General features: G+C 62.6%; 30 protein-coding genes and 3 pseudogenes. 6 read left to right on the forward strand and 27 right to left on the reverse strand.

Annotation, left to right across the window (positions count from 1 at the left end):
* Positions 1-13 precede the first annotated feature (13 nt).
* The 19 genes from rplQ to rplN all read right to left on the reverse strand — a co-directional run bounded on the left by rplQ (position 14) and on the right by rplN (position 11,587).
* Positions 14-592 (reverse strand): 50S ribosomal protein L17, encoded by a 579-nt coding sequence (gene rplQ, locus ASPHE3_RS13735; protein ID WP_013601811.1) that lies wholly within the window; start codon positions 590-592, stop codon positions 14-16.
* Between the two features lie 68 nt (positions 593-660).
* Positions 661-1,671 carry a DNA-directed RNA polymerase subunit alpha gene (locus ASPHE3_RS13740; protein WP_013601812.1) on the reverse strand — a complete coding sequence of 337 codons (1,011 nt, stop codon included), beginning with the start codon at positions 1,669-1,671 and terminating at the stop codon, positions 661-663.
* A gap of 131 nt (positions 1,672-1,802) precedes the next feature.
* Positions 1,803-2,204, reverse strand: coding sequence for a 30S ribosomal protein S11 (gene rpsK, locus ASPHE3_RS13745; protein WP_009358720.1), 402 nt, complete (start codon positions 2,202-2,204; stop codon positions 1,803-1,805).
* 54 nt (positions 2,205-2,258) lie between these two features.
* The gene (gene rpsM / locus ASPHE3_RS13750; RefSeq protein ID WP_003803743.1) at positions 2,259-2,633 is read right to left on the reverse strand and encodes a 30S ribosomal protein S13; all 375 of its coding nucleotides are present in this window, start codon (positions 2,631-2,633) and stop codon (positions 2,259-2,261) included.
* Positions 2,634-2,807: 174 nt separating this feature from the next.
* On the reverse strand, positions 2,808-2,921 hold the full coding sequence (gene rpmJ / locus ASPHE3_RS13755) for a 50S ribosomal protein L36 (protein ID WP_009358722.1): 114 nt from the start codon (positions 2,919-2,921) through the stop codon (positions 2,808-2,810).
* A gap of 69 nt (positions 2,922-2,990) precedes the next feature.
* The gene (infA, locus tag ASPHE3_RS13760; protein ID WP_009358723.1) at positions 2,991-3,212 is read right to left on the reverse strand and encodes a translation initiation factor IF-1; all 222 of its coding nucleotides are present in this window, start codon (positions 3,210-3,212) and stop codon (positions 2,991-2,993) included.
* A 169-nt stretch (positions 3,213-3,381) separates the two neighbouring features.
* A complete protein-coding gene (locus tag ASPHE3_RS13765) occupies positions 3,382-4,317 on the reverse strand; it encodes a P1 family peptidase (protein ID WP_041652978.1) in 936 nt (311 codons plus the stop codon).
* 105 nt (positions 4,318-4,422) lie between these two features.
* Positions 4,423-5,250 carry a type I methionyl aminopeptidase gene (gene map / locus ASPHE3_RS13770; protein WP_013601814.1) on the reverse strand — a complete coding sequence of 276 codons (828 nt, stop codon included), beginning with the start codon at positions 5,248-5,250 and terminating at the stop codon, positions 4,423-4,425.
* Positions 5,251-5,321: 71 nt separating this feature from the next.
* Positions 5,322-5,891 carry an adenylate kinase gene (locus ASPHE3_RS13775; protein WP_013601815.1) on the reverse strand — a complete coding sequence of 190 codons (570 nt, stop codon included), beginning with the start codon at positions 5,889-5,891 and terminating at the stop codon, positions 5,322-5,324.
* Between the two features lie 5 nt (positions 5,892-5,896).
* Positions 5,897-7,207 (reverse strand): preprotein translocase subunit SecY, encoded by a 1,311-nt coding sequence (gene secY / locus ASPHE3_RS13780; protein ID WP_013601816.1) that lies wholly within the window; start codon positions 7,205-7,207, stop codon positions 5,897-5,899.
* 215 nt (positions 7,208-7,422) lie between these two features.
* Positions 7,423-7,908, reverse strand: coding sequence for a 50S ribosomal protein L15 (gene rplO / locus ASPHE3_RS13785; protein ID WP_013601817.1), 486 nt, complete (start codon positions 7,906-7,908; stop codon positions 7,423-7,425).
* Positions 7,909-8,115: a 50S ribosomal protein L30 gene (rpmD, locus tag ASPHE3_RS13790; protein WP_013601818.1), complete on the reverse strand. Its 207-nt coding sequence runs from the start codon at positions 8,113-8,115 to the stop codon at positions 7,909-7,911.
* A gap of 2 nt (positions 8,116-8,117) precedes the next feature.
* Positions 8,118-8,846 carry a 30S ribosomal protein S5 gene (rpsE, locus tag ASPHE3_RS13795; protein WP_013601819.1) on the reverse strand — a complete coding sequence of 243 codons (729 nt, stop codon included), beginning with the start codon at positions 8,844-8,846 and terminating at the stop codon, positions 8,118-8,120.
* Positions 8,843-9,226, reverse strand: a complete 384-nt coding sequence (gene rplR / locus ASPHE3_RS13800) for a 50S ribosomal protein L18 (RefSeq protein ID WP_013601820.1) — start codon at positions 9,224-9,226, stop codon at positions 8,843-8,845. The genes rpsE and rplR overlap by 4 nt, the downstream gene beginning before the upstream one ends.
* Positions 9,227-9,228: 2 nt before the next feature.
* A complete protein-coding gene (rplF, locus tag ASPHE3_RS13805) occupies positions 9,229-9,765 on the reverse strand; it encodes a 50S ribosomal protein L6 (RefSeq protein ID WP_013601821.1) in 537 nt (178 codons plus the stop codon).
* 18 nt (positions 9,766-9,783) lie between these two features.
* Entirely contained in the window at positions 9,784-10,182 is a 399-nt protein-coding gene (gene rpsH / locus ASPHE3_RS13810) for a 30S ribosomal protein S8 (protein ID WP_041652213.1), read from the reverse strand.
* A gap of 89 nt (positions 10,183-10,271) precedes the next feature.
* On the reverse strand, positions 10,272-10,853 hold the full coding sequence (gene rplE / locus ASPHE3_RS13815; protein ID WP_013601823.1) for a 50S ribosomal protein L5: 582 nt from the start codon (positions 10,851-10,853) through the stop codon (positions 10,272-10,274).
* Positions 10,853-11,215 carry a 50S ribosomal protein L24 gene (rplX, locus tag ASPHE3_RS13820; protein WP_013601824.1) on the reverse strand — a complete coding sequence of 121 codons (363 nt, stop codon included), beginning with the start codon at positions 11,213-11,215 and terminating at the stop codon, positions 10,853-10,855. Before rplX ends, rplE begins: the two co-directional genes overlap by 1 nt.
* A 3-nt stretch (positions 11,216-11,218) precedes the next feature.
* Positions 11,219-11,587, reverse strand: coding sequence for a 50S ribosomal protein L14 (rplN, locus tag ASPHE3_RS13825; RefSeq protein ID WP_009358299.1), 369 nt, complete (start codon positions 11,585-11,587; stop codon positions 11,219-11,221).
* Positions 11,588-12,055: 468 nt separating this feature from the next.
* Between rplN and ASPHE3_RS13830 the strand changes: the two are divergent.
* A pseudogene (locus ASPHE3_RS13830) lies at positions 12,056-12,796 on the forward strand (IS30 family transposase); the annotation flags it as partial.
* A 14-nt stretch (positions 12,797-12,810) separates the two neighbouring features.
* Here the strand turns inward: ASPHE3_RS13830 and ASPHE3_RS13835 are convergent.
* The 3 genes from ASPHE3_RS13835 to istA form a co-directional block, all read right to left on the reverse strand.
* Positions 12,811-14,013, reverse strand: a complete 1,203-nt coding sequence (locus ASPHE3_RS13835; protein ID WP_013599339.1) for an IS110 family RNA-guided transposase — start codon at positions 14,011-14,013, stop codon at positions 12,811-12,813.
* A 107-nt stretch (positions 14,014-14,120) separates the two neighbouring features.
* A complete protein-coding gene (istB, locus tag ASPHE3_RS13840) occupies positions 14,121-14,909 on the reverse strand; it encodes an IS21-like element helper ATPase IstB (protein ID WP_013600137.1) in 789 nt (262 codons plus the stop codon).
* Positions 14,909-16,117, reverse strand: a complete 1,209-nt coding sequence (gene istA / locus ASPHE3_RS13845; protein WP_041652583.1) for an IS21 family transposase — start codon at positions 16,115-16,117, stop codon at positions 14,909-14,911. Before istA ends, istB begins: the two co-directional genes overlap by 1 nt.
* 280 nt (positions 16,118-16,397) lie before the next feature.
* On the opposite strand from istA, the pseudogene ASPHE3_RS22070 reads away from it, so the two are divergent.
* The 5 genes and pseudogenes from ASPHE3_RS22070 to ASPHE3_RS21235 all read left to right on the forward strand — a co-directional run.
* A pseudogene (locus ASPHE3_RS22070) lies at positions 16,398-16,859 on the forward strand (IS30 family transposase); the annotation flags it as partial.
* A gap of 284 nt (positions 16,860-17,143) precedes the next feature.
* Positions 17,144-17,470 (forward strand): helix-turn-helix domain-containing protein, encoded by a 327-nt coding sequence (locus tag ASPHE3_RS13855; protein WP_167536972.1) that lies wholly within the window; start codon positions 17,144-17,146, stop codon positions 17,468-17,470.
* Positions 17,467-18,069 carry an IS3 family transposase gene (locus ASPHE3_RS13860; RefSeq protein ID WP_013599790.1) on the forward strand — a complete coding sequence of 201 codons (603 nt, stop codon included), beginning with the start codon at positions 17,467-17,469 and terminating at the stop codon, positions 18,067-18,069. The genes ASPHE3_RS13855 and ASPHE3_RS13860 overlap by 4 nt, the downstream gene beginning before the upstream one ends.
* Positions 18,070-18,331: 262 nt before the next feature.
* Complete coding sequence (locus ASPHE3_RS13865) at positions 18,332-19,441, forward strand: IS110 family RNA-guided transposase (RefSeq protein ID WP_013599791.1); 1,110 nt, start codon at positions 18,332-18,334, stop codon at positions 19,439-19,441.
* A gap of 10 nt (positions 19,442-19,451) precedes the next feature.
* A pseudogene (locus tag ASPHE3_RS21235) lies at positions 19,452-19,739 on the forward strand (transposase); the annotation flags it as partial.
* Between the two features lie 225 nt (positions 19,740-19,964).
* Here the strand turns inward: ASPHE3_RS21235 and rpsQ are convergent.
* From rpsQ to rplV, 5 genes are read right to left on the reverse strand one after another with little or no spacing between them, the layout of a single operon-like run.
* Positions 19,965-20,270, reverse strand: a complete 306-nt coding sequence (gene rpsQ / locus ASPHE3_RS13875; RefSeq protein ID WP_013601827.1) for a 30S ribosomal protein S17 — start codon at positions 20,268-20,270, stop codon at positions 19,965-19,967.
* The gene (gene rpmC, locus ASPHE3_RS22845; RefSeq protein WP_013601828.1) at positions 20,267-20,596 is read right to left on the reverse strand and encodes a 50S ribosomal protein L29; all 330 of its coding nucleotides are present in this window, start codon (positions 20,594-20,596) and stop codon (positions 20,267-20,269) included. Before rpmC ends, rpsQ begins: the two co-directional genes overlap by 4 nt.
* A 2-nt stretch (positions 20,597-20,598) precedes the next feature.
* A complete protein-coding gene (gene rplP, locus ASPHE3_RS13885) occupies positions 20,599-21,015 on the reverse strand; it encodes a 50S ribosomal protein L16 (protein WP_013601829.1) in 417 nt (138 codons plus the stop codon).
* Positions 21,016-21,849, reverse strand: coding sequence for a 30S ribosomal protein S3 (gene rpsC, locus ASPHE3_RS13890; protein ID WP_013601830.1), 834 nt, complete (start codon positions 21,847-21,849; stop codon positions 21,016-21,018). It abuts the gene before it with no gap.
* Positions 21,850-22,215 (reverse strand): 50S ribosomal protein L22, encoded by a 366-nt coding sequence (gene rplV / locus ASPHE3_RS13895; RefSeq protein ID WP_009358304.1) that lies wholly within the window; start codon positions 22,213-22,215, stop codon positions 21,850-21,852. It lies immediately after the preceding gene.
* Positions 22,216-22,227 lie beyond the last annotated feature (12 nt).

The raw sequence follows: 22,227 nt of genomic DNA on the forward strand, positions 1-22,227 counted from the left end.
GGAGGTCAGCGAATTACTTCGCGTCCTTCTCCTCGGCAGCGGGCGCTTCAGCAGCTTCCTCAGCGGCCGGAGCCTCTTCGGTTGCAGCCTCAGCGGCCGGAGCCTCTTCGGTTGCAGCTTCGTCAGCGGCGGGAGCCTCGGTGGTTTCCTCAGCCTCAGGAGCTTCCTCGGCAGCCGGAGCAGCCTTGGCAGCAGCCTGGGTAGCCTCAGCGACTACGGCCTGCTTGGCGGAAACGGGCTCGAGGACCAGCTCGATGACAGCCATGGGAGCGTTGTCGCCCTTGCGGTTGCCGATCTTGGTGATGCGGGTGTAGCCGCCGTCGCGGTTCTCCACAGCCTGGGCGATGTCGGTGAACAGCTCGTGGACGACGCCCTTGTTGCTGATCAGGCCGAGGACCCGGCGGCGGGAAGCGAGGTCGCCACGCTTGGCGAAGGTGACCAGGCGCTCTGCGTACGGCTTCAGGCGCTTGGCCTTGGTGACCGTGGTGGTGATCCGCTTGTGCTCGAACAGGGATGCTGCCAGGTTCGCGAGCATGAGGCGCTCGTGAGCCGGGCCGCCTCCGAGGCGCGGACCCTTAGTGGGGGTAGGCATAGTTGTTTCTCCTCAAATGGAAGCCGTGGGCTGCACACCATGGTGCGGCCCGCCGGCCAAGGTCTGGTTTAGAGTTCGTCGTCGCCGAAGGCGGCGTCGTCCTCTTCGATTGCTGCGGCGCGTGCTGCGAGGTCAAAACCGGGAGGCGAGTCCTTGAGGGACAGGCCCAGTTCAACCAGCTTTGCCTTGACCTCGTCAATGGACTTGGCACCGAAGTTGCGGATGTCCATCAGGTCAGCCTCGGAGCGGGCAACGAGTTCACCCACGGTGTGGATGCCCTCACGCTTGAGGCAGTTGTAGGAACGGACGGTGAGGTCCAGATCCTCGATCGGCAGTGCCATGTCGGCTGCCAGGGCAGCGTCGGTGGGCGACGGGCCGATCTCGATACCTTCAGCTGCGGTGTTCAGCTCACGTGCCAGACCGAAGAGCTCCACCAGGGTGGTGCCTGCGGAAGCGACGGCATCGCGCGGGGCGATGGCCTGCTTGGTCTCGACGTCGACAATCAGCTTGTCGAAGTCGGTGCGCTGCTCAACACGGGTTGCTTCCACGCGGAAAGTAACCTTCAGCACCGGCGAGTAGATGGAGTCGACTGGGATACGGCCGATCTCTGCATCGCCGGACTTGTTCTGAGCTGCCGAAACGTAGCCGCGGCCGCGCTCGATGGTCAGTTCGAGTTCGAACTTGCCCTTCGAGTTCAGCGTGGCAATGTGCAGATCCGGGTTGTGGAATTCGACGCCGGCCGGCGGAGCGATGTCCGCGGCGGTGACGACTCCGGGGCCCTGCTTGCGCAGGTAGGCAACAACCGGCTCATCGTGCTCAGAGGAAACCGAGAGGCTCTTGATGTTCAGGATGATCTCAGTGACATCTTCCTTGACACCCGGAACCGTGGTGAACTCGTGCAGCACGCCATCGATCCGGATGCTGGTTACGGCAGCACCGGGGATGGAGGAGAGCAGGGTACGGCGGAGGGAGTTTCCGAGGGTGTAGCCGAAGCCCGGTTCCAGCGGTTCAATGATGAAACGCGAACGGTTTTCGGAGACTACCTCTTCGGAGAGGGTGGGGCGCTGTGCAATGAGCACTTAGGTTTCCTTTCGGCGAGCATCCGCTATATGACGCAACACAGGTGGTGGAAATTCGGTCTGAAGACTTAACGCGCTGGGCTTGCCCGCACCATCAATGGTCCGGGCAAGCTCATGCGGCGTCGAAAGCCTTAGACGCGGCGGCGCTTCGGCGGGCGGCAGCCGTTGTGGGCGGCGGGGGTGACGTCCTGGATGGAGCCAACCTCGAGGCCTGCGGCCTGCAGCGAACGGATCGCGGTCTCGCGTCCTGAACCCGGTCCCTTGACGAAAACGTCAACCTTGCGCATGCCGTGCTCCTGGGCACGCTTGGCAGCAGCTTCGGCAGCCATCTGGGCTGCGAACGGGGTGGACTTACGCGAGCCCTTGAAGCCAACCTCACCTGAGGAAGCCCAAGAGATAACAGCGCCGGTCGGATCCGTGATGGAAACGATGGTGTTGTTAAAAGTGCTCTTGATGTGCGCCTGGCCAAGCGCGATATTCTTCTTGTCCTTCTTACGCGGCTTGCGAACCGCGCCACGAGTCTTCGGGGGCATTATTTCTCCTACAGAAAGTTATCGGGGGAAAGTCCGTTAATCCCGGCGGGGATTTTAACGGGCCTTCTTCTTGCCGGCGACGGTGCGCTTCGGGCCCTTGCGGGTACGGGCGTTGGTCTTCGTACGCTGTCCGCGTACGGGCAGGCCCTTGCGGTGGCGCAGGCCTTCGTAGCTGCCGATTTCAACCTTGCGGCGGATATCTGCTGCTACTTCGCGGCGAAGGTCACCCTCAACCTTGTAGTTGCCTTCAATGTAGTCACGCAGCTCAACCAGCTGGGCATCGGTCAGGTCCTTGACGCGAACGTCAGCGCTGATGCCAGTGGCGGCCAGGGTTTCGTGTGCACGGGTCTTGCCCACGCCGTAGATGTAAGTAAGCGCAATTTCCAGCCGCTTTTCGCGGGGAATGTCTACGCCAGCGAGACGAGCCATAGTGGCAGTACTCCTTGATAAACCGGAGGTCGTAGGCAGTACACCCGCACGTTCCGTGCGGCCCCAGCCTCCGACCGGGGGTTAGCTGCCCGGGCTCCATACGTCCCAGATCAGCTTGTGCTGCCTTTATTTACTTGCGTGGGTTAACAACCCAGGATTTCCCAGTGAAGGGAATTAGCCCTGGCGCTGCTTGTGGCGCGGGTTCTCGCAGATCACCATGACCCGGCCATTACGGCGGATCACTTTGCACTTTTCGCAGATCTGCTTGACGCTCGGCTTGACCTTCATGGCATTCCTTTGCGTGTAACAGTTGGTCAACTGGAGCGGCGCCAGCTCACACCGGGGCCGCCCAGCAATTTACTTGTAGCGGTAGACGATACGACCACGGGTGAGGTCGTACGGGCTCAGCTCCACCACTACGCGGTCCTCAGGGAGAATCCTGATGTAGTGCTGACGCATCTTTCCAGAGATATGTGCCAGTACGATGTGCTTGTTGGTGAGCTCAACGCGAAACATCGCGTTAGGCAGCGCCTCGGTCACAACGCCTTCGATCTCAATGACCCCGTCCTTCTTGGCCATACCCTCCGCTAACTGTTTGTTGCCGCAGTCCTGCCCGATTGCACCGGTCATGACCACGAACGTTTTTGTTGGATCGATTGTCCACTCCGGGACCCAAAAGGGCGTGGCAGTCCAGACAACCAACAAACAACACTACTCTGATTCCCGGTAAAAGTTAAATCCAGCAATGCTAGCGCATCTCTGCCCCGTACGCACCATAGTGGCCTGCCGGGGTCGTCACGGCTGCAGCGCTGGCCACGCCGTCAAGGATGGCCAAACGTACGACGTCGGCTGCCGCGCTCTGCAGCGTAATAAGGCTGAGCTGCCGGGCAGGTTCGTCCGAGCGGTCCAGTGCCACGGCTTGGGTTGCAAGGCAAAAGACGGTGTCGCCGTCAGCAAGGGTGTGGCTGGGACTCAGCGCCCGGGCGATGCCCGCATGCGAAGCGGAAGCGGTCCGCTTGCACTCGGCGACGTCAAGGATGGCATTCGTGGCAACAACAACAAGCGTTGTGTTGAGCGGCGGTCCAGCCACCGACTCCTGGAGAACCGTGTGCCCGACCAGCGGCAGGCCCAGCGCGTTCACCACGGCCAGTGCCCCCACAAGCACCCCACCTTCCAGCGAGACCGAAGCTGTCCCCACCCCGCCCTTGTAGGTCCTGCCAAGCAGCGCACCGGTGCCGGCACCCACGTTGCCGCGTCCGACGTCGTGCCCTTCCTCCTGCCCCCCAGCGGCGGCGGCTGCAGCGTAGCCCATGTCCGCCGTCGGACGTGCCGAAAAGTCCCCGCCCCTGCCAAGGTCGAAGATCGCGGCGGCCGGAACGATGGGAACCACTCCCCCGGGCACGGCGAAGCCGCGGCCGTTCTCCTCGCACCAGCGCTGGGCGCCGGAGGCTGAGGCCAGGCCGTAGGCACTGCCGCCGGTCAGCACCACGGCGTCCACTGCGCTGACCAGCGTGGTGGGATCCAGGGCGTCGGTCTCATGGGTGGCCGGCCCGCCGCCCTGGACGTCCACCGATCCCAACGTGCCTGCCGGGGGCAGCACCACTGTCACGCCACTCAGCCAGCCGTCGTCGGACTTTTGCTGATGCCCCACCCGGACTCCCGGCACGTCAGTGATTGCTCCCATGGCACCCATTGTTCCCCCTCCCCCCCCAACTAGGTAGCGCTAAGTGTCGTTTTGAGGGCCCAAAACGACACTTAGCGCTACCTAGTTGGGAAGAAGGGAGGGGACCTAAGGGATCGGGACCGGGGTGACGCCCAGCGGCACCAAGTGCTCCGCGCCGCCGTCGGGCGCTGACAGCACCCAGATGCCTTTCTCGTGGACCGCAACGGAATGCTCCCACTGGCAGGACCGCTTCCCGTCGGTGGTGACCACGGTCCAGTCATCTTCCAGGACCGCGGTTTCGATGCCGCCGCGGACCAGCATGGGCTCGATCGCCAGGCACAGTCCCGGCTTGATCTTGGGGCCGCGGTGGCTGGTGCGGTAGTTCAGCACGTCGGGGGCCATGTGCATTTCGGAACCGATGCCGTGGCCCACATAGTCCTCGAGGATCCCGAGCGGTTTGCCGGGAACGGACGAGACGTAGTCATCGATTGCAGCCCCAATGTCGCCCACGTGCTTTCCGGTGGCCAGCGCGGCAATGCCGTGCCACATCGCTGCGCGCGTCACGTCCGAGAGGCGCTGGTCCTCCGGATCGGCCGTGCCTACAACGACGGTCCTTGCGGAATCGGAGTGCCAGCCGTTGACGATCGCGCCGCCGTCGATTGAGATGATGTCCCCGTCATTGAGGACCCGGCTGCCCGGGATGCCGTGGACCACTTCCTCGTTGACCGATGTGCAGATGGTGGCCGGAAAGCCGTGGTAACCAAGAAAGTTGGACTTTGCGCCCGCTTCGTTCAGGACCGCGGCGAAAACGTCGTCGAGGTGCTTGGTGGTGACACCGGGAACGGCGGCCGCCACGGCAGCGTCAAGGGCACGACTCAGGACCAAGCCTGCCTCGTGCATGGTGCGCATCTGGGCGTTGGTCTTGTATTCGATACGGGGCTGGCCAAAGGCCATGGTGTTTCCTTTCAAATGGCTGAGGCTCCTCCCGTCTACCGGGAGGAGCCTCGGAAAAGCTGTGCGCTGGGTCAGGCTGCCTGGGCAGCCTTGATGGCTTCCATGACGCGGTCGGTGACCTCGTCGATGGGGCCGATGCCATCCACCTGGGTGAGGATGCCGCGTTCGGCGTACTTGGCCACTACGGCTTCCGTCTGCTCGTGGTAGAGGTCAAGGCGGTGGCGGATGACGGCTTCATTGTCGTCGCTCCGGCCCGTTTCCTTGGCCCGGCCCAGCAGGCGGTGGACGAGTTCCTCATCGTCGGCAGTCAGCTGCAGGACGACGTCGAGCTTTTCCTCGCCCTTGGCGAGAATCTCATCCAGGTAGTCCACCTGCGCCGTGGTGCGGGGGTAACCGTCCAGCAGGAAGCCGTTTTCGACGTCGGCCTCGCTGAGCCGGTCCCGCACCATCTTGTTGGTCACGCTGTCCGGAACGAAGTCGCCGTTGTCCATGTACTTCTTGGCCTCGATGCCAAGGGGCGTTTCGCCCTTCACGTTCGCACGGAAGATGTCACCGGTGGAGATGGCCACAACGCCAAGGCGCTCTGAAATCCGCTCCGCCTGCGTACCTTTTCCTGAACCGGGAGGTCCAATAATCAACATTCTCGTCATCGCAAAAGCCCTTCGTAGTGACGTTGTTGTAGCTGCGCATCAATCTGCTTGACGGTCTCCAGGCCAACGCCCACCATGATCAGGATCGAGGTGCCACCGAACGGGAAGTTCTGGTTTGCGTTGATCAGCACCAGTGCAACCAGCGGGATCAGCGCCACGAAGCCGAGGTACAGGGCTCCGGGCAGGGTGATCCGGGAGAGCACGTACTGCAGATAGTCAGCGGTCGGCTTACCCGCGCGGATACCCGGGATAAAGCCGCCGTACTTCTTCATGTTGTCTGAGACTTCTTCAGGGTTGAAGGTGATCGCGACGTAGAAGTAGGTAAAGAAAACGATCATGGCGAAGTAGAGCACCATGTAGATGGGCTGGTCACCGCGGACCAGGTTGTTGTTGATCCATTCAACCCACGGCTGGATCGGTTCGCCGGCTCGGGGCTGGTTGAACTGGGAGATCAGGCCCGGCAGGTAAAGCATGGAGGAAGCGAAGATCACGGGGATCACGCCGGCCATGTTCACCTTGATGGGGATGTAGGTGCTGGTACCGCCCACGGTGCGGCGGCCAATCATCCGCTTGGCGTACTGCACCGGAACGCGGCGCTGCGACTGCTCGACGAAGACCACCAGCGCCACCGTCAGCAGGCCGACGGCGAGGACGGTGAAGAACGTTGCGGGGCCCTGCGAGGTCCAGATGGCGCCCAGGGAGGTGGGGAACGTGGCTGCGATGGACGTGAAGATGAGCAGGGACATGCCGTTGCCCACGCCCTTCTCCGTCACGAGCTCGCCCATCCACATGATCAGGCCGGTGCCGGCAGTCAGCGTGATGATGATCAGGATGGTGGTGATCACGCTGTCGTCAGGAATGATCTCCAGTGCACAGCCGGGCAGCAGCTGGCCGGAGCGGGCCAGGGACACCAGGGTGGTGGCGTTGAGCAGGCCCAGCGCAATGGTGAGGTACCGGGTGTACTGGGTCAGCTTTGACTGACCCGAGGCGCCCTCTTCGTAGAGCTGCTGGAACCGGGGAATGACCACCCGCAGCAGCTGGACGATGATGCTGGCCGTAATGTACGGCATGATGCCCAGGGCGAAGATGGACACCTGGAGCAACGCGCCGCCGCTGAACAGGTTAACGAGCTGGTACAGCCCGCCTGCGGTCTGACCGTTCTGCAAGCATTGCTGGACATTCTGGTAGTTCACACCTGGCGAGGGAATGAAAGCACCCAAGCGGAAAATGGTGATGATTCCCAGCGTGAACAACAACTTGCGTCGCAGATCAGGCGTGCGAAAGGCCCGGCCAAATGCGCTAAGCAAGCGTCCTCCTGTGGTGTTTATAAGAGTGGTGTGATGGGGATCTATAAATCCCAACAACCGAGTCTAACGGTTGTATGCGCCATGCGAACAATCCGCGCTGGCGCTCGTGCGCCGGATGGCGCGGAAAAAACGCCGGGCGGATGGAAAAAACTCCCGGCCCCGGGGCCATAGCCCCAAGACCGGGAGTTCAACAACGGGCTTGCAGCCCACCGGCACTAGAGAGCGGTGGTGCTTCCGCCTGCTGCGGCAATCTTTTCAGCAGCGCTGGCCGAGAATGCGTGGGCGGTGACGTCAACCTTGACGGTGATGTCGCCGGTGCCCAGCACCTTGACGGGCTGGTTCTTGCGAACGGCACCCTTTTCGACCAGGTTCTCCACGGTGACAGCGCCACCTTCAGGGAACAGCTCGTTGAGCTTGTCCAGGTTTACAACCTGGAACTCAACGCGGAACGGGTTCTTGAAGCCGCGCAGCTTGGGCAGGCGCATGTGCAGCGGCAGCTGGCCGCCGGCAAAGCCAGCCTTTACCTGGTAGCGGGCTGCAGTACCCTTGGTACCGCGACCAGCGGTCTTACCCTTGGATGCTTCACCACGACCAACACGGGTCTTGGCGGTCTTGGCACCCGGGGCGGGACGCAGGTGGTGAACCTTCAGGGCGTTCTGCTTCTCAGCAGCCTGTGCCTTATCAGCAGTGTTCTCTGCCATTTACTTCGCCTCCTCTACCTTTACCAGGTGCGGAACCGTGTTGAGCATTCCCACGGTGACGGCGTCGGCAGTGCGGACAACGGTGTGTCCGATCCGCTTCAGGCCGAGGGACCGCAGGGTGTCGCGCTGGTTCTGCTTGCCGCCAATGGCGGACTTGATCTGAGTGATCTCCAACTGTGAGTCGGAGGGAATCAGGTTCTTAGCCATGACTAGGCACCTGCCTTCGGGCTCAAGAGGGCCTTCACCAGTGCAGCCGGAGCGATCTCGTCGAGGGGCAGGCCGCGGCGTGCTGCCACTGCTGCCGGCTCTTCGAGGCGCTTCAGGGCATCAACAGTCGCGTGAACGATGTTGATGGCGTTGGAGGAACCGAGCGACTTGGAGAGGATGTCGTGGATGCCCACGCACTCCAGTACTGCACGGACCGGACCACCGGCGATAACACCGGTACCGGCGGAAGCCGGACGCAGCATTACGACGCCGGCAGCAGCCTCACCCTGAACGCGGTGCGGGATGGTGTTGCCCACGCGGGGAACGCGGAAGAAGGACTTCTTGGCCTCTTCTACGCCCTTCGCGATTGCTGCGGGAACTTCCTTGGCCTTGCCGTAGCCGACGCCGACCATGCCGTTACCGTCACCGACGACGACCAGGGCGGTGAAGCTGAAGCGACGACCACCCTTGACCACCTTGGAGACGCGGTTGATGGTGACAACGCGCTCTACGAACTGGCTCTTCTCGGCTTCACGGCCGCCGTCACGGCCGCCACGGCCGCCACGCTCGCCGCGGCCCTGGCCACGGTCGCCACGCTCGCCGCGACGAGCGCCACCACGGCGGTCGTCGGCAGCTGCGGGTGCAGTGGTCTCAGTGGCCGGAGCAGCTACGGCGTCAGTCGCCTTCTGATCTGCAGACACAGTGTCCTTTTCCTTGTTTGCTTCCGTCACAGCGACAGCCCACCTTCACGTGCACCGTCAGCGACGGCGGCGATCCGGCCGTGGTACTTGTTACCACCGCGGTCGAAGACAACAGCCTCGATACCGGCAGCCTTGGCACGCTCGGCAACGAGCTCGCCAACGCGCTTGGCCTTGGCAGTCTTGTCGCCGTCGAATGCACGAAGGTCGGCTTCCAGGGTGGAGGCGCTTGCTACGGTCTGGCCAATGGTGTCATCGACAACCTGGACAAACACGTGGCGTGCGGAGCGGTTGACGACCAGACGAGGACGTACAGCCGTACCGGAGATGCGCTTACGGATACGAAGCTGGCGGCGGCTGCGCGAAGCAGACTTGCTCTTGTTCGTACGCTTCTTGTTAATTGAGATGGCCATGGTTACTTACCAGCCTTTCCGACCTTGCGGCGGATGACTTCGCCGGCGTAACGGATGCCCTTGCCCTTGTAGGGGTCCGGCTTCCGCAGCTTGCGAATGTTGGCAGCAACCTCGCCGACCTGCTGCTTGTTGATACCTGAAACAGAGAGCTTGGTCGGGGTCTCAACTGCAAAGGTGATGCCCTCCGGTGCGGAGACATTGACCGGGTGGCTGAAACCGAGAGCGAACTCAAGGTCAGATCCCTTGGCCTGAACGCGGTAACCGGTACCAACGATTTCAAGCTTCTTCTCGTAGCCCTTGGTAACGCCCTCGATCATGTTGGAGATCAGGGTGCGGGTCAGGCCGTGGAGTGAACGGGAGGCGCGCTCGTCGTTCGGGCGGGCGACAGTCAGGGTGTCTGCTTCCAGGGTGACCTCGATCGGGCTGGCCACAGTGTGGTTCAGCTCGCCCTTGGATCCCTTGACGCTGACGACAGAGCCGTCAACCTTGACCTCAACGCCGGCAGGAACGGTGATGGGGAGACGTCCAATACGTGACATTATTCTCTTCCTTTCCCGTTACCAGACGTACGCGAGGACTTCGCCGCCCACGCCCTTCTTGCCGGCCTGCTTGTCAGTCAGGAGGCCGGAAGAGGTGGACAGGATTGCGACACCCAGGCCACCGAGCACGTGCGGCAGGTTGGTGGACTTTGCGTAAACACGCAGGCCCGGCTTGGAGATACGGCGAACGCCAGCGATTGAACGCTCGCGGTTCGGTCCGAACTTGAGCTCGATGGTCAGCTTCTTGCCAACCTCAGCGTCCTCTTCCTTCCAGCCGGCAATGAAGCCTTCAGCCTTGAGGATGTCGGCAACGCGTGCCTTGAGCTTGCTGTACGGCATGGTCACGGTGTCGTGGTATGCCGAGTTTGCATTGCGCAGACGCGTAAGCATGTCTGCGACAGGATCTGTCATTGTCATTGTGGGCTCTTGCCCTTCCTCGTAACGGTTTCCGCGGTTCCGCTGTCCCCAGGAGGGTGCGGTACCGCCGGACCTTTTACGTAGTTAGATTAGTCTTCGGCCTTGAACGGGAAGCCAAGCGCCTTCAGCAGCGCGCGGCCTTCGTCATCGGTCTTAGCAGTGGTAACAACCGTGATGTCCATACCGCGGACGCGGTCGATCTTGTCCTGGTCGATTTCGTGGAACATAACCTGCTCGGTCAGACCGAAGGTGTAGTTGCCGTTGCCATCGAACTGCTTGCCGGAGAGACCGCGGAAGTCCCTGATTCGGGGCAGCGCCAGGGTGACAAGACGATCCAGGAATTCCCACATGCGGTCGCCACGCAGGGTAGCGTGTGCACCGATGGGCATGCCTTCGCGCAGCTTGAACTGTGCGATCGACTTGCGGGCCTTGGTTACCTGCGGCTTCTGGCCGGTGATCTGGGTGAGGTCGCGGACAGCGCCGTCGATCAGCTTGGAGTCCTTGGCGGCATCTCCAACACCCATGTTCACAACGACCTTCACGAGGCGGGGAACCTGGTTGACGTTCTGGTACTTGAATTCCTCCATGAGCGAGCTCTTGATGGAATCGGCGTACTTGGTCTTCAGACGAGGAACGATCTTCGTTGCCGGAGTCTCGAGAGTCTCAGTCATTAGATGTCCTTCCCTGAGCTCTTGGCCACGCGGATGCGGACTTCGCGCTGCTTGCCGTTACGCTCAACGGTCTCGGTGCGGAAGCCGACGCGGGTGGGCTTCTTGGTGGACGGGTCTACCAGAGCCACGTTGGAGATGTGGATCGGAGCCTCAACGACCTCGATGCCACCGGTCTTGGTGCCGCGCTGCGACTGGCCGACCTTGGTGTGCTTGGTGACGCGGTTGATGCCCTCAACCAACACGCGGTTGGTGTCGGTGAACACGCGCAGGACCTTGCCCTGCTTGCCGCGGTCGCCGCCGCGCTCAGCCTTGGCGCCAGTGATGACCTGAACCAGGTCACCCTTCTTGATCTTTGCAGCCATGGACTAGAGCACCTCCGGAGCCAGAGAAACGATCTTCATGAACTTCTTGTCACGCAGTTCACGACCAACCGGTCCGAAGATACGGGTACCGCGGGGGTCACCGTCGCCCTTCAGGATCACAGCTGCGTTCTCGTCAAACTTGATGTAGGAACCATCCGCACGGCGGCGTTCCTTCTTGGTACGGACGATGACTGCCTTGACAACATCGCCCTTCTTTACGTTGCCGCCCGGGATTGCATCCTTGACGGTGGCGACAATGACGTCACCGATGCCTGCGTAGCGACGGCCGGATCCACCGAGAACGCGAATGGTAAGGATTTCCTTAGCACCCGTGTTGTCGGCGACCTTGAGTCGCGACTCCTGCTGAATCACTATTTACTCCTTGCGTCGCGCCGGTTCTCAGACCGAAAATCTTCCTACGGAATGAGCCTTGCGGAACGGTTGATCGGGGTGTCTCTTGACCTGCCTGGATTTTGCCAGACCAGGCCTAAACTCCCGTGCCAGAAGCAGTTGCTCCCATCCGGTCCAGGACTGGTCCTGGGCGCAAGGGGGCACTATGCCGTGGCACGCTTGTTTACGAGGTTGATGACGGCGCACGAAAGGCGCCATACAAACTCAATATCCTAGCACAGATACGGCAAGTCCCCATATCACAGAGCAGCAGTCCCTGCCCACTCCCCCGAGCAACGCACGACGGCGTCACGCACGGCAGCCTTTCGGCCCACCTGGGGTCTTGGCCCGCCCAGGTGCCGCGATCGGAAGACCTGCCCCGCCGCCGTCGGACGCTCTCTCACTTAACGGGCGTTTCTCACCGGCGGGTTCAAGGGGTCGTTGCAACACCTGAGTGATTGGGGTGTTGTTGTGGGTTTTGGTCGGCCTGAGCTGTTGCAGTCGGTGGTGCGGGTTTTCTGGGAGGCGCGGTCTTCTGGGGCATCTGATGAGGTGGCGGCGGCGGTGGCCGGTATGTCCCTGTCTGCGGCCAGGTTGATCGTCCGTCAGCATGGTGGGGTGGATCCTGCGAAGAAGCCCCCGTACGGGCGGTTCCTGTCCTTCGATGAGCGCGAGTTGATCGCTGTGTGGCGGGCGGCCGGGTGCGGCGTGCGGGAGATCGGCCGGCGTTTGGGCCGGAACCCGTCCACTGTCAGCAGGGAGCTGGGCAGGAACATCCGGAACGGGGGCAACCGTCCGTACCTGGCGTCCTCGGCGCAGAACCGTGCGCAGAAGCTGGCGCGCAGGCCTAAGGCACGGAAGCTGGCTTTCAACGAGGCCCTGGCGCTTTACGTCGCCGGAATGCTGACGGCGCGGGAACGGTTGTCCCCGGAGCAGATCAGCGCCCGGCTGCGGATTGATTTCCCCGATGATGAAAGCATGCGCATCAGCCCGGAGACTATCTATCAGTGCATCTACATCCAGGGCCGCGGCGGGCTGAGAGCCGAGCTCGCTGCTGCTCTGCGCACCGGCCGGGCCGTGCGGCAGCCAAACCGGCGCGCGGGCATGCGAAGGCCCCGGGTCCCGCAAGAGTTGCTGATCAGTGAACGCCCCGCGGAAGCCGATGACCGGGCAGTGCCCGGGCACTGGGAATCTCAATGTTTCTGTCAAGCCGCCTGAGCGGTGATGCGTGGCATTGGTTCCTGGTAGATGGTGTGGTCACGGAGCATCGCCCAGAGGACGTTGATGCGACGTCTGGCGAGGGCGATGAGGGCCTGTTTATGCGACTTTCCTTCTCCGCGCTTCCGGTCGTAATAGGTTCTTGAGGCCGCGCTGTTCTTCAAGCTGGAGAGGGCGGCGAGGTAACAGGTCCGCAGGAGCCTGCGGTTAAAGCGACGTGGTCGGTGCAGGTTCCCGCTGATTCGTCCGGAATCGCGCGGGACGGGAGCCAGCCCCGCGACGCTGGCGAGCCGGTCGACTGAGTCAAACGCGTCCAGGTTGCCGCCGATGTTCGCGAGAAAAGTAGCTGCGAGTACGGGGCCGAAGCCCGGCATGGTGAGCAAAACATCGGCGCTGTCGTGCTTCCCGAACAGGTCCGTGATCTGGGCATCGATGCCGGCGATCTCCGCATCGAGAGTGCTGATTTGCCCGGCCAGCCGGACGACCAGGGCAGAGCCTGTGGTCTGAGTTGGCAGTACGGTGTGCTGGGAGTTTGCGGCTATCAGTGCCTTCTCTGCCATCTTGGCACTATTGCGGCAGCCGCGTTTCCTCAGCCAACCGGTGAGCCGAGCTAGTCCGATCCGCCGGATGCCCTCGGGTGTCTGGTAGCCGCCCAGGAGGACCAGGGGCGCCTGTTTGGAGTAGTCGAACGCACGCTCGAGAGCCGGGAAATATTCCAGCAAGGTGGCGCGGAGCCTGTTGATCGCCCGGACACGGTCGCAGATCAGATCCGTACGGCGGGCGGTGAGGAGCCGCAGGTCAACGCTGATCTGGTCCGTGCGGCGGACTGGTTGGAGGTCCGTGCGCATCCGTGCCTGGTCAGCGATGATCCTGGCATCTTTCGCGTCGGTCTTGCCATCTCCGCGGTAGGTCTCCGCAGCGTGATGCACGATCCGTCCAGGTATATAGAGCAGTTGCTGGGCGTGCGCGGCCAACAACTCGATCAACAGGGCCGCTCCGCCGGAATTCAGATCCGTGGCCCAGCAGACTTCGCCCCCGGCCGCGATCTCCGCGATCGTGGCTATGAGTTCGAGCACTGCGTTTTCGTCGTTCTCGACCCGTTTCGAGAGCAGCACGGTCCCCGTCTGATCGATCACGACGCAATGATGTGCTCTTTTGCCTGAGTCGATTCCTACCCAGAATGCCGGCATGTTCAGTCTCCTTCGATCAGCTCCAATTTCGGTTGGCCCTGTCGTGTCAGCGACGGTCGAAAACTGAGCCATTTCGTGGGTTGAAAAGTGAGCCACGTTGACGTTGGTTATTCTGCCGTATTTTCCGGTCTTGTCGAGGGCAGCGATTCCGTCTGTGCATGTTTGAGTCGGTAGCTGGAGCCTTTGAGGGTGACGACTTCGGCGTGGTGGACGATGCGGTCGATCATGGCGGAGGCGACAACCTGGTCGCCGAACACGTCTCCCCAGCGGGCGAATGGCAGGTTCGAGGTCAGGATCAGCGAGGCGTGCTCGTAGCGTGAGGAGACGAGCTGGAAGAACAGGTTCGCGGCATCCTGTTCGAATGGAATGTAGCCGACTTCATCGACGATGATCAGCCCGTAGCGGCGCAGCCTGACCAGTTCCTGCGGCAGCCGCGCACTCTGATGCGCAGCCTGAAGTCGGGCGACCCAGTCGATGGCAGTCGCGAACAGGACCCGGTGTCCCAGCTGGGTGGCCCGCAGCCCCAGCCCGGTCGCGAGATGGGTTTTCCCGGTTCCGGGCGGGCCGAGCAGGACGATGTTGGAGGCTTCGGTGAGGAACGCACCGGTGGCCAGGTGCGCGATGGTGTCGCGTTTGAGGCCGGGCTGATGGTCGAAGCTGAAGTCCTCGAGGGATTTGCGGGCAGGGAACCCGGCAGCCCGGGCACGCATCTCGGCTCCGGAGGCTTCTCTGGCGGCGACTTCCCGGGACAGGACCGCGGCGAGGTATTCCTCATGGGTCCAGCCGGCCTCGCGGGCCTGATCCGCGAGCCTGGCTGCCGCTTCCCGGATCCGTGGCGCCTTCATCGCCCGGGAGTAGTACTCGATCTGCCCAGCAATTTCCTTCGCTTCAGCCATCACGCGACCTGCCCATCATCGAGCACGACACCGAACGCCCGGTCGTAGTCAGCCAGGTCCCGCAGCCCCGCCGTATCCGTTGGAGGTGCAGGGTTTTGGAAGGCTTTACGCATCGTCCGGGCAGCCTCGACGTGGTCCGAATCAGTGACCGTCAGGCCGGCGCCCCAGGACCGGGGATGGCATCCGACGCAGCGGCCGTCCAGGCTGATGGTGACCGTTTCCAGGTCCGCCGTGACGTCGACGAACCTGCCGATCGCCTGCGGGTGCACGGAGTAGTCGTTGGATCCCATCCGGACGTAGTAGTCCCGCGGCAGCCTGACCCTGGTGGCGAATCCGGTCACGGGCGGAACCGGCGGCAGCCCCAGCATCGCCGCTTTGTCCTGTCGGATCAGCTCCGCAGGCCGGGCACCGGTCCGTCGGACCATCCGGTTGTTCGCCTTGGGCAGCCACTGGCTGAGCTGGGCGTTGAAATCCTCCGGTGAGGCGAAGGTCCGGCCGGGCAGGAACGAGGTTTCCAGGAACTGGTTGGCCCGCTCCACCACGCCCTTGCTCTCCGGATCGTAGGGTTTGACCTGCACGATCCTGGTCGCGAGGACCCCGGCGAACGCCGCAACGCCGGCGGCGTAACTGTTCCGCCGCCCGATGCCGGTTTCGTTGTCCCAGATCAGCCGCCGAGGCACCGCGCCCAGGGATCCGATCAGCTCCCACATCCCGGCCAGCAAATCCCCGGTCATCCGCGACGGGATCATCCGGGCCATGATGAACCGTGAGTGCGAGGACACCATAACCAGCACCGGCAGAACCCTTGGCTTCTCGGACCCGACCGGTATCCGCACCTCCGGGAACCACAAATCGCACTGCGCCTGATCGCCCGGTTCGTAACTGATCCGGTCCGCGGGATCCGCTGGAGCAAACTCCGGCCGAATCCTGGCCACGTTCTCCCGGAACCACGCCGGAGACCCGGACCAGCCCACACGCTCCGCCAGCACCGTCGCTGGAATCCGCGGATTCTCCCTCAGCAGCGCACGGATGGCCGGTTCCACCGTCTTGATCCCGGAGTCCTGCGGCGCACGCACATAAGTCGGCGGACCGTCGGCGCTGACCGCTTTCGCAACGGTGTTCCGGGAAATACCCAGCCGCGCCGCTATCGACCTCATCGACTCACCCTCGGCAAGATGCAACCGCCGAATAAGCGCCCAATCCTCCACTGTGATCACCCACCCAATCGTTTGGAACGGGTGGCTCAGTTTTCAACCGTCACTATGGCTCAGTTTTCGACCGTCACCGACATGTCGATAACTACGCCGGCACGTCCTTACCCAACGATCAATGTCGTAATTCTCAATCAGCGGTCGAGTCATCGGCGGGCAGCGGGCGGCCATTCCCAGTGAGCCATCCAAGCGGCAGGGCGACCTAGGCCATACCCGCCACCCGAGGGTGATCGAAACACTACGACAGCTCCGAAATCACCCACAACAAAATCGTAAGGAGGGCGATCTGATCATCGGTACCCCTGGCGCCGGGGCGATCGGAACCCTCGTGGAACGCAGTAGCCGTTTCGTGATGCTCCTGCACCTGCCTAACGGACATACCGGCGAGCAGGTGCTGGCCGCCATCGAGGCAACCCTTCCGACCCTGCCGGCCCAGCTGCGCCGGTCCCTGACCTGGGACCAAGGCGCTGAGATGGTCGGCATTCACGAACGCGTCAGGATCGCCACCGGCGCCGAGGTCTACTTCTGCGATCCTCACTCACCCTGGCAACGCGGCACGAACGAGAACACCAACGGACTCCTGCGACAGTACTTCCCCAAAGGCATGGACCTCACCACCGTCACCCGCGCAGACCTCGACTACGCTGCCGCAGGACTCAACGGACGCCTACGCAAAACCCTCGGCTGGAAAACACCCGCACAAGCCCTCCAGCAAATACTGGAAGAATCAGCAGCATAGGACGTGTTGCAACGACCACTTGAATCCACCACCGACGCTCTATCACTTTCCTGAGGACAGTGAACTGCTCCCCGGAAGTTGGACTGAGTAATTCAGTTTCGACTTCCGGGGAGCAGTTTTTATGGGTGCACGTAGTTCTTTGTCTGAGGTCCAGCGTGAGGCGGCGGTAGCGTGGTTTGAGAAGGGGTGTTGGGTATCGGGCTGCGGCTCGTTTGCTTGATGCGCCGTGGGTGCCGGTCAGGGCACTGTATGGGCGGTGGAGGATTCAGGGGCAAGGAGTGCTGGTGAGCAAACCGGCGAAGTCGTACTCGTTTGAGTTCAAGCTGGCGTTGGTGGAGCGGTTCCTCGCGGGTGAGACCGGCCCGGACCTGGCTGTGGAGGCCGGTTTGTCCTCGCGTCAGTTGCTGCAAAAGTGGGTCCGGGCGTATCGCCGTGATGGTGCGGAGGGATTGCGTCCCAAGGCCAAGGGCAGGCCTGCGAAGTCCGCGGCTCCACCTGAACGGGTCGAGTTATCCGAACTGGAACGGTTGCGGCGGGAGAACGAGCGGCTCCGCGCGGAGGTGGCGTATCTGGGAAAACTGCGGGCCTTGAGGGATCAGGAACGACGGTGAAGGTCCAGTCCGTCGTTTCCCTCAAGGCTGACTACCCTCTCCCGGTCCTGCTGGAGATCGCGGGCCTGGCCCGCTCGACGTTCTTCTATCACCAGGCCCGTCTTCAGGTCCCGGACCCGAAAGAGAAACTCAAAGCGGCCGTCACGGAGATCTTTGAGACGAACCATGGCCGGTACGGGCACCGGCGGATCCATGCGGAGCTACTCAAGCAAGGGTGGACGGTTGCGAAGAAGACCGTGCTGAAACTGATGCGCTCACTGCAGCTGCTCTGCAGGATCCGGCGCCGGAAGCGCTACAACTCTTACCAAGGCGAACAGGGCAGGATTGCCCCGAACCTGCTGAACCGGCAGTTCCAGGCCGATGCCCCGAACCAGAAGTGGGTGACCGACGTGACCGAATTCAGCGTCGGGGACCGCAAGCTCTACCTTTCCCCGGTGATGGACCTCTTCGACCGGCAGATCATTTCCCATGCCATCAGCACGTCCCCGAACCTGGCTCTGACGAACGCTTCGCTGAAGGAGGCTCTGGCCTGCCTCGAGCCCGGCCAGCAGCCACTGGTGCATTCGGACAGTGAGACTGTCGGAACCGGTATTCCCTGAGGATCCTTGACTCGCAGGGTGATGGATGCGACAGGATGCTGGTGCCGGGTGCGCCCAGGGTTCTTGACCCTCACTCCGATCGACAGCTGTGTCTTTCCCCGGATCTGTCAGTCCCCAGGCGTACCCAGTGAGGCGCTAGGCCTCGCCGCCGGAGTGACCTAAGGAGAGCCTGCGCCAAGTGTGCTCATCACTGTCTTGTCCGCCGGTGGTCGATGCCCGGGGCCGTGCCCCTTGCACATCGGATGGACCGGAGGAAAACGACATGACCAGAACGCCCGAAACCAGCGAGCCGGACCAGGCACCGACGCCCGTCTTCGCCGGCGTCGACACGCACAAAGAACTCCACGTCGCCGCCGTCATCGATGCCGGCGAGACAGTGCTGGGCACTAAGAGCTTCCCGACAACACGCACCGGCTACCGGGCAATGCTCGCCTGGATCGGCGATTTCGGTGACTTGGCCCGGATCGGTGTCGAGGGCACCGGATCCTATGGTGCCGGCCTGACCCGACACCTTGCCAAAGCCGGTGTCATGATCCTTGAGGTCGACCGGCCCGACCGGTCTGACCGCCGCCGTAAAGGCAAGGACGACGATCTGGACGCAATCAATGCAGCCCGCGCCGCACTGCATGGCCGACGCACCAGCATCCCAAAAAGCAAGGACGGCGCCGTCGAAGCTCTGCGCGTGCTGCGCATCACCCGCGCGCACGCGGTCCGGGAGCGCCGCAGCGCCCTGCAACTCCTTCGGATGTCGATCGTCTCCGCGCCGGAGGTGCTTCGCGACCAAGTCCGCCACCTGACCCGGATGCAGCTCATCCGCACCCTCGCTGCATGGCGGCCGGACGTATCAAACGCGACCGACCCCATCACCGCCTACCGGGTCTCGATGAAGTCCCTGGCCCGCCGCTACCTGGAACTCACCGACGAGATAACCGACCTGGACGAGCTCATCAACCCCATCGTCCAAGCCCTCGCACCCCAACTCCTCGAACGCGTCGGAATCGGCATCGAAGTCGCTGGACAGTTCCTCGTAACGGCCGGTGACAACCCCGAGCGGATGAAATCCGAAGCCGCATTCGCGATGCTCTGCGGCGCTTCACCCCTACCCGCGTCCTCCGGAATGACACAACGGCACCGACTCAACCGCGGCGGCGACCGCCAAGCCAACCGCGCCCTGCACCTCGCCGTCATCAGCCGGATCAGGCTCGACCCGAGAACGCAGACGTACGTCGCGAAAAAGACCGCCGAGGGGCACTCCAAGATGGAGATCATCCGCTGCCTGAAGCGATACCTCGCCCGAGAGGTCTACTTCATCCTCAACCCCGGCCACCAGCACATCGTCCCGAACACCAGGCAACACCGAAACGCCGCTTGACACTTAGGAGAGCATCCAAGGCATCCAATACCAGCACCTCACTTGGCGGACGCTTCTCAAGGCCGCCGGCGCTGTCCAGTCGATGTCCCGCAAGGGCAACTGCCACGACAACGCAGTGATGGAGAACTTCTTTGGCCACCTCAAGGAAGAACTCTTCCACCGCGTCCGGTTCATCAGCACCGACGCACTGGCAACGGCACTGAACGAGTACATCCACTGGTACAACAACGAAAGAATCTCCACAAAGCTCAAGGGTCTGAGCCCGGTCCAATACCGGGCCCAGACCCTCGCAGCCTAGAATCCCATTTAACCAGTCCAACTAACGGGGACCAGTTCACAGTGAGAGAGCGTCCCGGAATTTCCCGCGTTAAGTGAGAGAGCGTCCGGGGGAAGAGGCACGACGTCGGGACGCGCCGTCGTGCCTTCGCCAAGGCCTGCCCCGCGTGGCGGGGTTGCATGGTTAAGCGCGGAAGCCCCCGCTCCCAGAGGGAGCAGGGGCTTCCGGATACCGAAGCAGCAGGTGCTACTTGGCCTTCTCAAGGATTTCCACGAGCCGCCAGTTCTTGGTGGCGGACAGCGGACGGGTCTCGGCGATGACAACCAGGTCGCCGATGCCGGCGGTGTTGTTCTCATCGTGTGCCTTGACCTTGGAGGTACGGCGGATGACCTTGCCGTACAGGGCGTGCTTCACGCGGTCCTCAACCTGGACAACGATGGTCTTTTCCATCTTGTCAGAGACCACGTAGCCGCGACGCGTCTTGCGGTAACCGCGCTGCTCAGCCGTGGCTGCGGTAGCAGTTTCCGTCACGTTCTCGTCCTTTTCACTCACTTGGCATCCTCCTCGGTCTCAACCGTTTCAGCCGGCTCGGCCTTCTTGGTTGCTGCCTTCTTGGACTTCTTCTCTTCCTTGGCTTCCACAACCGGTGCGGCAACCTCGGCACGAATGCCCAGCTCGCGCTCACGGAGAACGGTGTAGATGCGGGCGATGTCCTTCTTTACCGCGCGCAGACGACCGTGGTTCTCCAGCTGTCCGGTGGCGGACTGGAAACGCAGGTTGAACAGCTCTTCCTTGGCCTTGCGGAGTTCTTCAACGAGACGCTCGTTGTCGAAACCGTCCAGCTGTGCGGGAGCCAGATCCTTGGATCCTACTGCCATTTCTATTCACCACCTTCGCGACGCAGAATGCGTGCCTTCAACGGGAGCTTGTGGATTGCCAGGCGCAGTGCCTCGCGGGCTACCGATTCCTCGACACCGGAGATCTCAAAGAGAACCCGGCCCGGCTTGACGTTTGCGACCCACCATTCCGGCGAACCCTTACCGGAACCCATGCGGGTTTCGGCAGGCTTCTTGGTCAGGGGACGGTCCGGATAGATGTTGATCCAGACCTTGCCGCCACGCTTGATGTGGCGGGTCATCGCGATACGGGCAGACTCGATCTGACGGTTGGTGACGTATGCCGGGCTCAGGGCCTGGATGCCGTACTCACCGAAGGAGACCTTGGTGCCGCCCGTAGCAGCGCCGGAACGACCCGGGTGGTGCTGCTTACGGTGCTTGACTCGACGTGGGATAAGCATTTAAGCCTGTCCTCCTTCTACAGCTGCAGCAGGTGCAGCCTCAGCTGCCGGAGCCTCGGCAGCAGGAGCTGCGTCAGCGGCCGGGCGGTCGTTGCGACGGCGGCGGTCACCACGGTCAGCGCCACCCGGGCGGCCCGGACGGTCGCCGGAGCGTCCGCGGGACGGGGCGGAAGCGGCCTGCTGGGCCAGTTCCTTGGCGGTGACGTCACCCTTGTAGATCCAGACCTTCACACCGATGCGGCCGAAGGTGGTCTTGGCTTCGTAGAAGCCGTAGTCGATGTTCGCACGGAGGGTGTGCAGGGGCACACGGCCTTCGCGGTAGAACTCCGAGCGGGACATTTCAGCGCCACCCAGTCGACCGGAGCAGGCGATACGGATGCCCTTGGCACCTGCACGCTGCGCGGACTGCATGGCCTTCTTCATCGCACGGCGGAATGCCACACGGGAAGTCAGCTGCTCAGCAACGCCCTGGGCAACAAGCTGGGCTTCCATCTCGGGGTTCTTGACCTCGAGGATGTTCAGCTGGACCTGCTTGCCGGTGAGCTTTTCGAGCTCGCCGCGGATGCGGTCTGCTTCTGCTCCACGGCGGCCGATGACGATGCCGGGACGGGCCGTGTGGATGTCCACGCGGACGCGGTCACGGGTGCGCTCGATCTCAACCTTGGCGATACCGGCGCGCTCCATGCCCGTGGACATGAGCTGGCGGATGCGGATGTCTTCGCGAACGAAGTCCTTGTACCGCTGGCCGGCCTTGGTGCTGTCAGCGAACCAGTGCGATACGTGATCGGTGGTGATGCCGAGTCGGAACCCGTGCGGGTTTACTTTCTGTCCCACTTAGCGAGCCTCCTCTTTCTCCGGGGTAGCGACTACCACGGTGATGTGGCTGGTGCGCTTCTTGATCTGAAATGCACGACCCTGGGCACGCGGCTGGAACCGCTTCATGGTCGGGCCTTCATCAACAAACGCTTCGCTGATGATGAGGTCACCTTCGTCAAACGCCACGCCGTCGCGGTCCGCGAGGACCCGGGCGTTGGAGATTGCCGACTGTACTACCTTGAATACCGGCTCCGAAGCTGCCTGGGGGGCAAACTTCAGAATTGCCAGAGCCTCATTCGCTTGCAATCCACGAACAAGGTTGACGACGCGCCGGGCCTTCATAGGCGTTACGCGGATGTGGCGCGCAATTGCCTTGGCTTCCATTGCTTTCCTTCT

This window comes from Pseudarthrobacter phenanthrenivorans Sphe3 (assembly GCF_000189535.1).
In the GTDB taxonomy this organism is placed as follows: Bacteria; Actinomycetota; Actinomycetes; order Actinomycetales; family Micrococcaceae; genus Arthrobacter; species Arthrobacter phenanthrenivorans.

Bases quoted from the DNA above. Each gene is read 5' to 3' on its own strand.
- rpsH (WP_041652213.1), bottom strand. From the start codon at position 10,182: ATGACAATGACAGATCCTGTCGCAGACATGCTTACGCGTCTGCGCAAT.
- rpmJ (WP_009358722.1), bottom strand. From the start codon at position 2,921: ATGAAGGTCAAGCCGAGCGTCAAGCAGATCTGCGAAAAGTGCAAAGTG.
- rplF (WP_013601821.1), bottom strand. From the start codon at position 9,765: ATGTCACGTATTGGACGTCTCCCCATCACCGTTCCTGCCGGCGTTGAG.
- rpmD (WP_013601818.1), bottom strand. From the start codon at position 8,115: ATGGCTAAGAACCTGATTCCCTCCGACTCACAGTTGGAGATCACTCAG.
- ASPHE3_RS13835 (WP_013599339.1), bottom strand. From the start codon at position 14,013: ATGCCGGCATTCTGGGTAGGAATCGACTCAGGCAAAAGAGCACATCAT.
- istB (WP_013600137.1), bottom strand. From the start codon at position 14,909: ATGGCTGAAGCGAAGGAAATTGCTGGGCAGATCGAGTACTACTCCCGG.
- ASPHE3_RS13765 (WP_041652978.1), bottom strand. From the start codon at position 4,317: ATGGGAGCAATCACTGACGTGCCGGGAGTCCGGGTGGGGCATCAGCAA.
- rplQ (WP_013601811.1), bottom strand. From the start codon at position 592: ATGCCTACCCCCACTAAGGGTCCGCGCCTCGGAGGCGGCCCGGCTCAC.
- ASPHE3_RS13775 (WP_013601815.1), bottom strand. From the start codon at position 5,891: ATGTTGATTATTGGACCTCCCGGTTCAGGAAAAGGTACGCAGGCGGAG.
- map (WP_013601814.1), bottom strand. From the start codon at position 5,250: ATGGCCTTTGGCCAGCCCCGTATCGAATACAAGACCAACGCCCAGATG.
- rpsM (WP_003803743.1), bottom strand. From the start codon at position 2,633: ATGGCTCGTCTCGCTGGCGTAGACATTCCCCGCGAAAAGCGGCTGGAA.
- rplV (WP_009358304.1), bottom strand. From the start codon at position 22,215: ATGGAAGCCAAGGCAATTGCGCGCCACATCCGCGTAACGCCTATGAAG.
- rpmC (WP_013601828.1), bottom strand. From the start codon at position 20,596: ATGGCAGTAGGATCCAAGGATCTGGCTCCCGCACAGCTGGACGGTTTC.
- rplO (WP_013601817.1), bottom strand. From the start codon at position 7,908: ATGGCAGAGAACACTGCTGATAAGGCACAGGCTGCTGAGAAGCAGAAC.
- rplR (WP_013601820.1), bottom strand. From the start codon at position 9,226: ATGGCCATCTCAATTAACAAGAAGCGTACGAACAAGAGCAAGTCTGCT.
- rplP (WP_013601829.1), bottom strand. From the start codon at position 21,015: ATGCTTATCCCACGTCGAGTCAAGCACCGTAAGCAGCACCACCCGGGT.
- ASPHE3_RS13865 (WP_013599791.1), top strand. From the start codon at position 18,332: ATGACCAGAACGCCCGAAACCAGCGAGCCGGACCAGGCACCGACGCCC.
- rplX (WP_013601824.1), bottom strand. From the start codon at position 11,215: ATGGCTGCAAAGATCAAGAAGGGTGACCTGGTTCAGGTCATCACTGGC.
- rplE (WP_013601823.1), bottom strand. From the start codon at position 10,853: ATGACTGAGACTCTCGAGACTCCGGCAACGAAGATCGTTCCTCGTCTG.
- infA (WP_009358723.1), bottom strand. From the start codon at position 3,212: ATGGCCAAGAAGGACGGGGTCATTGAGATCGAAGGCGTTGTGACCGAG.
- rpsK (WP_009358720.1), bottom strand. From the start codon at position 2,204: ATGCCCCCGAAGACTCGTGGCGCGGTTCGCAAGCCGCGTAAGAAGGAC.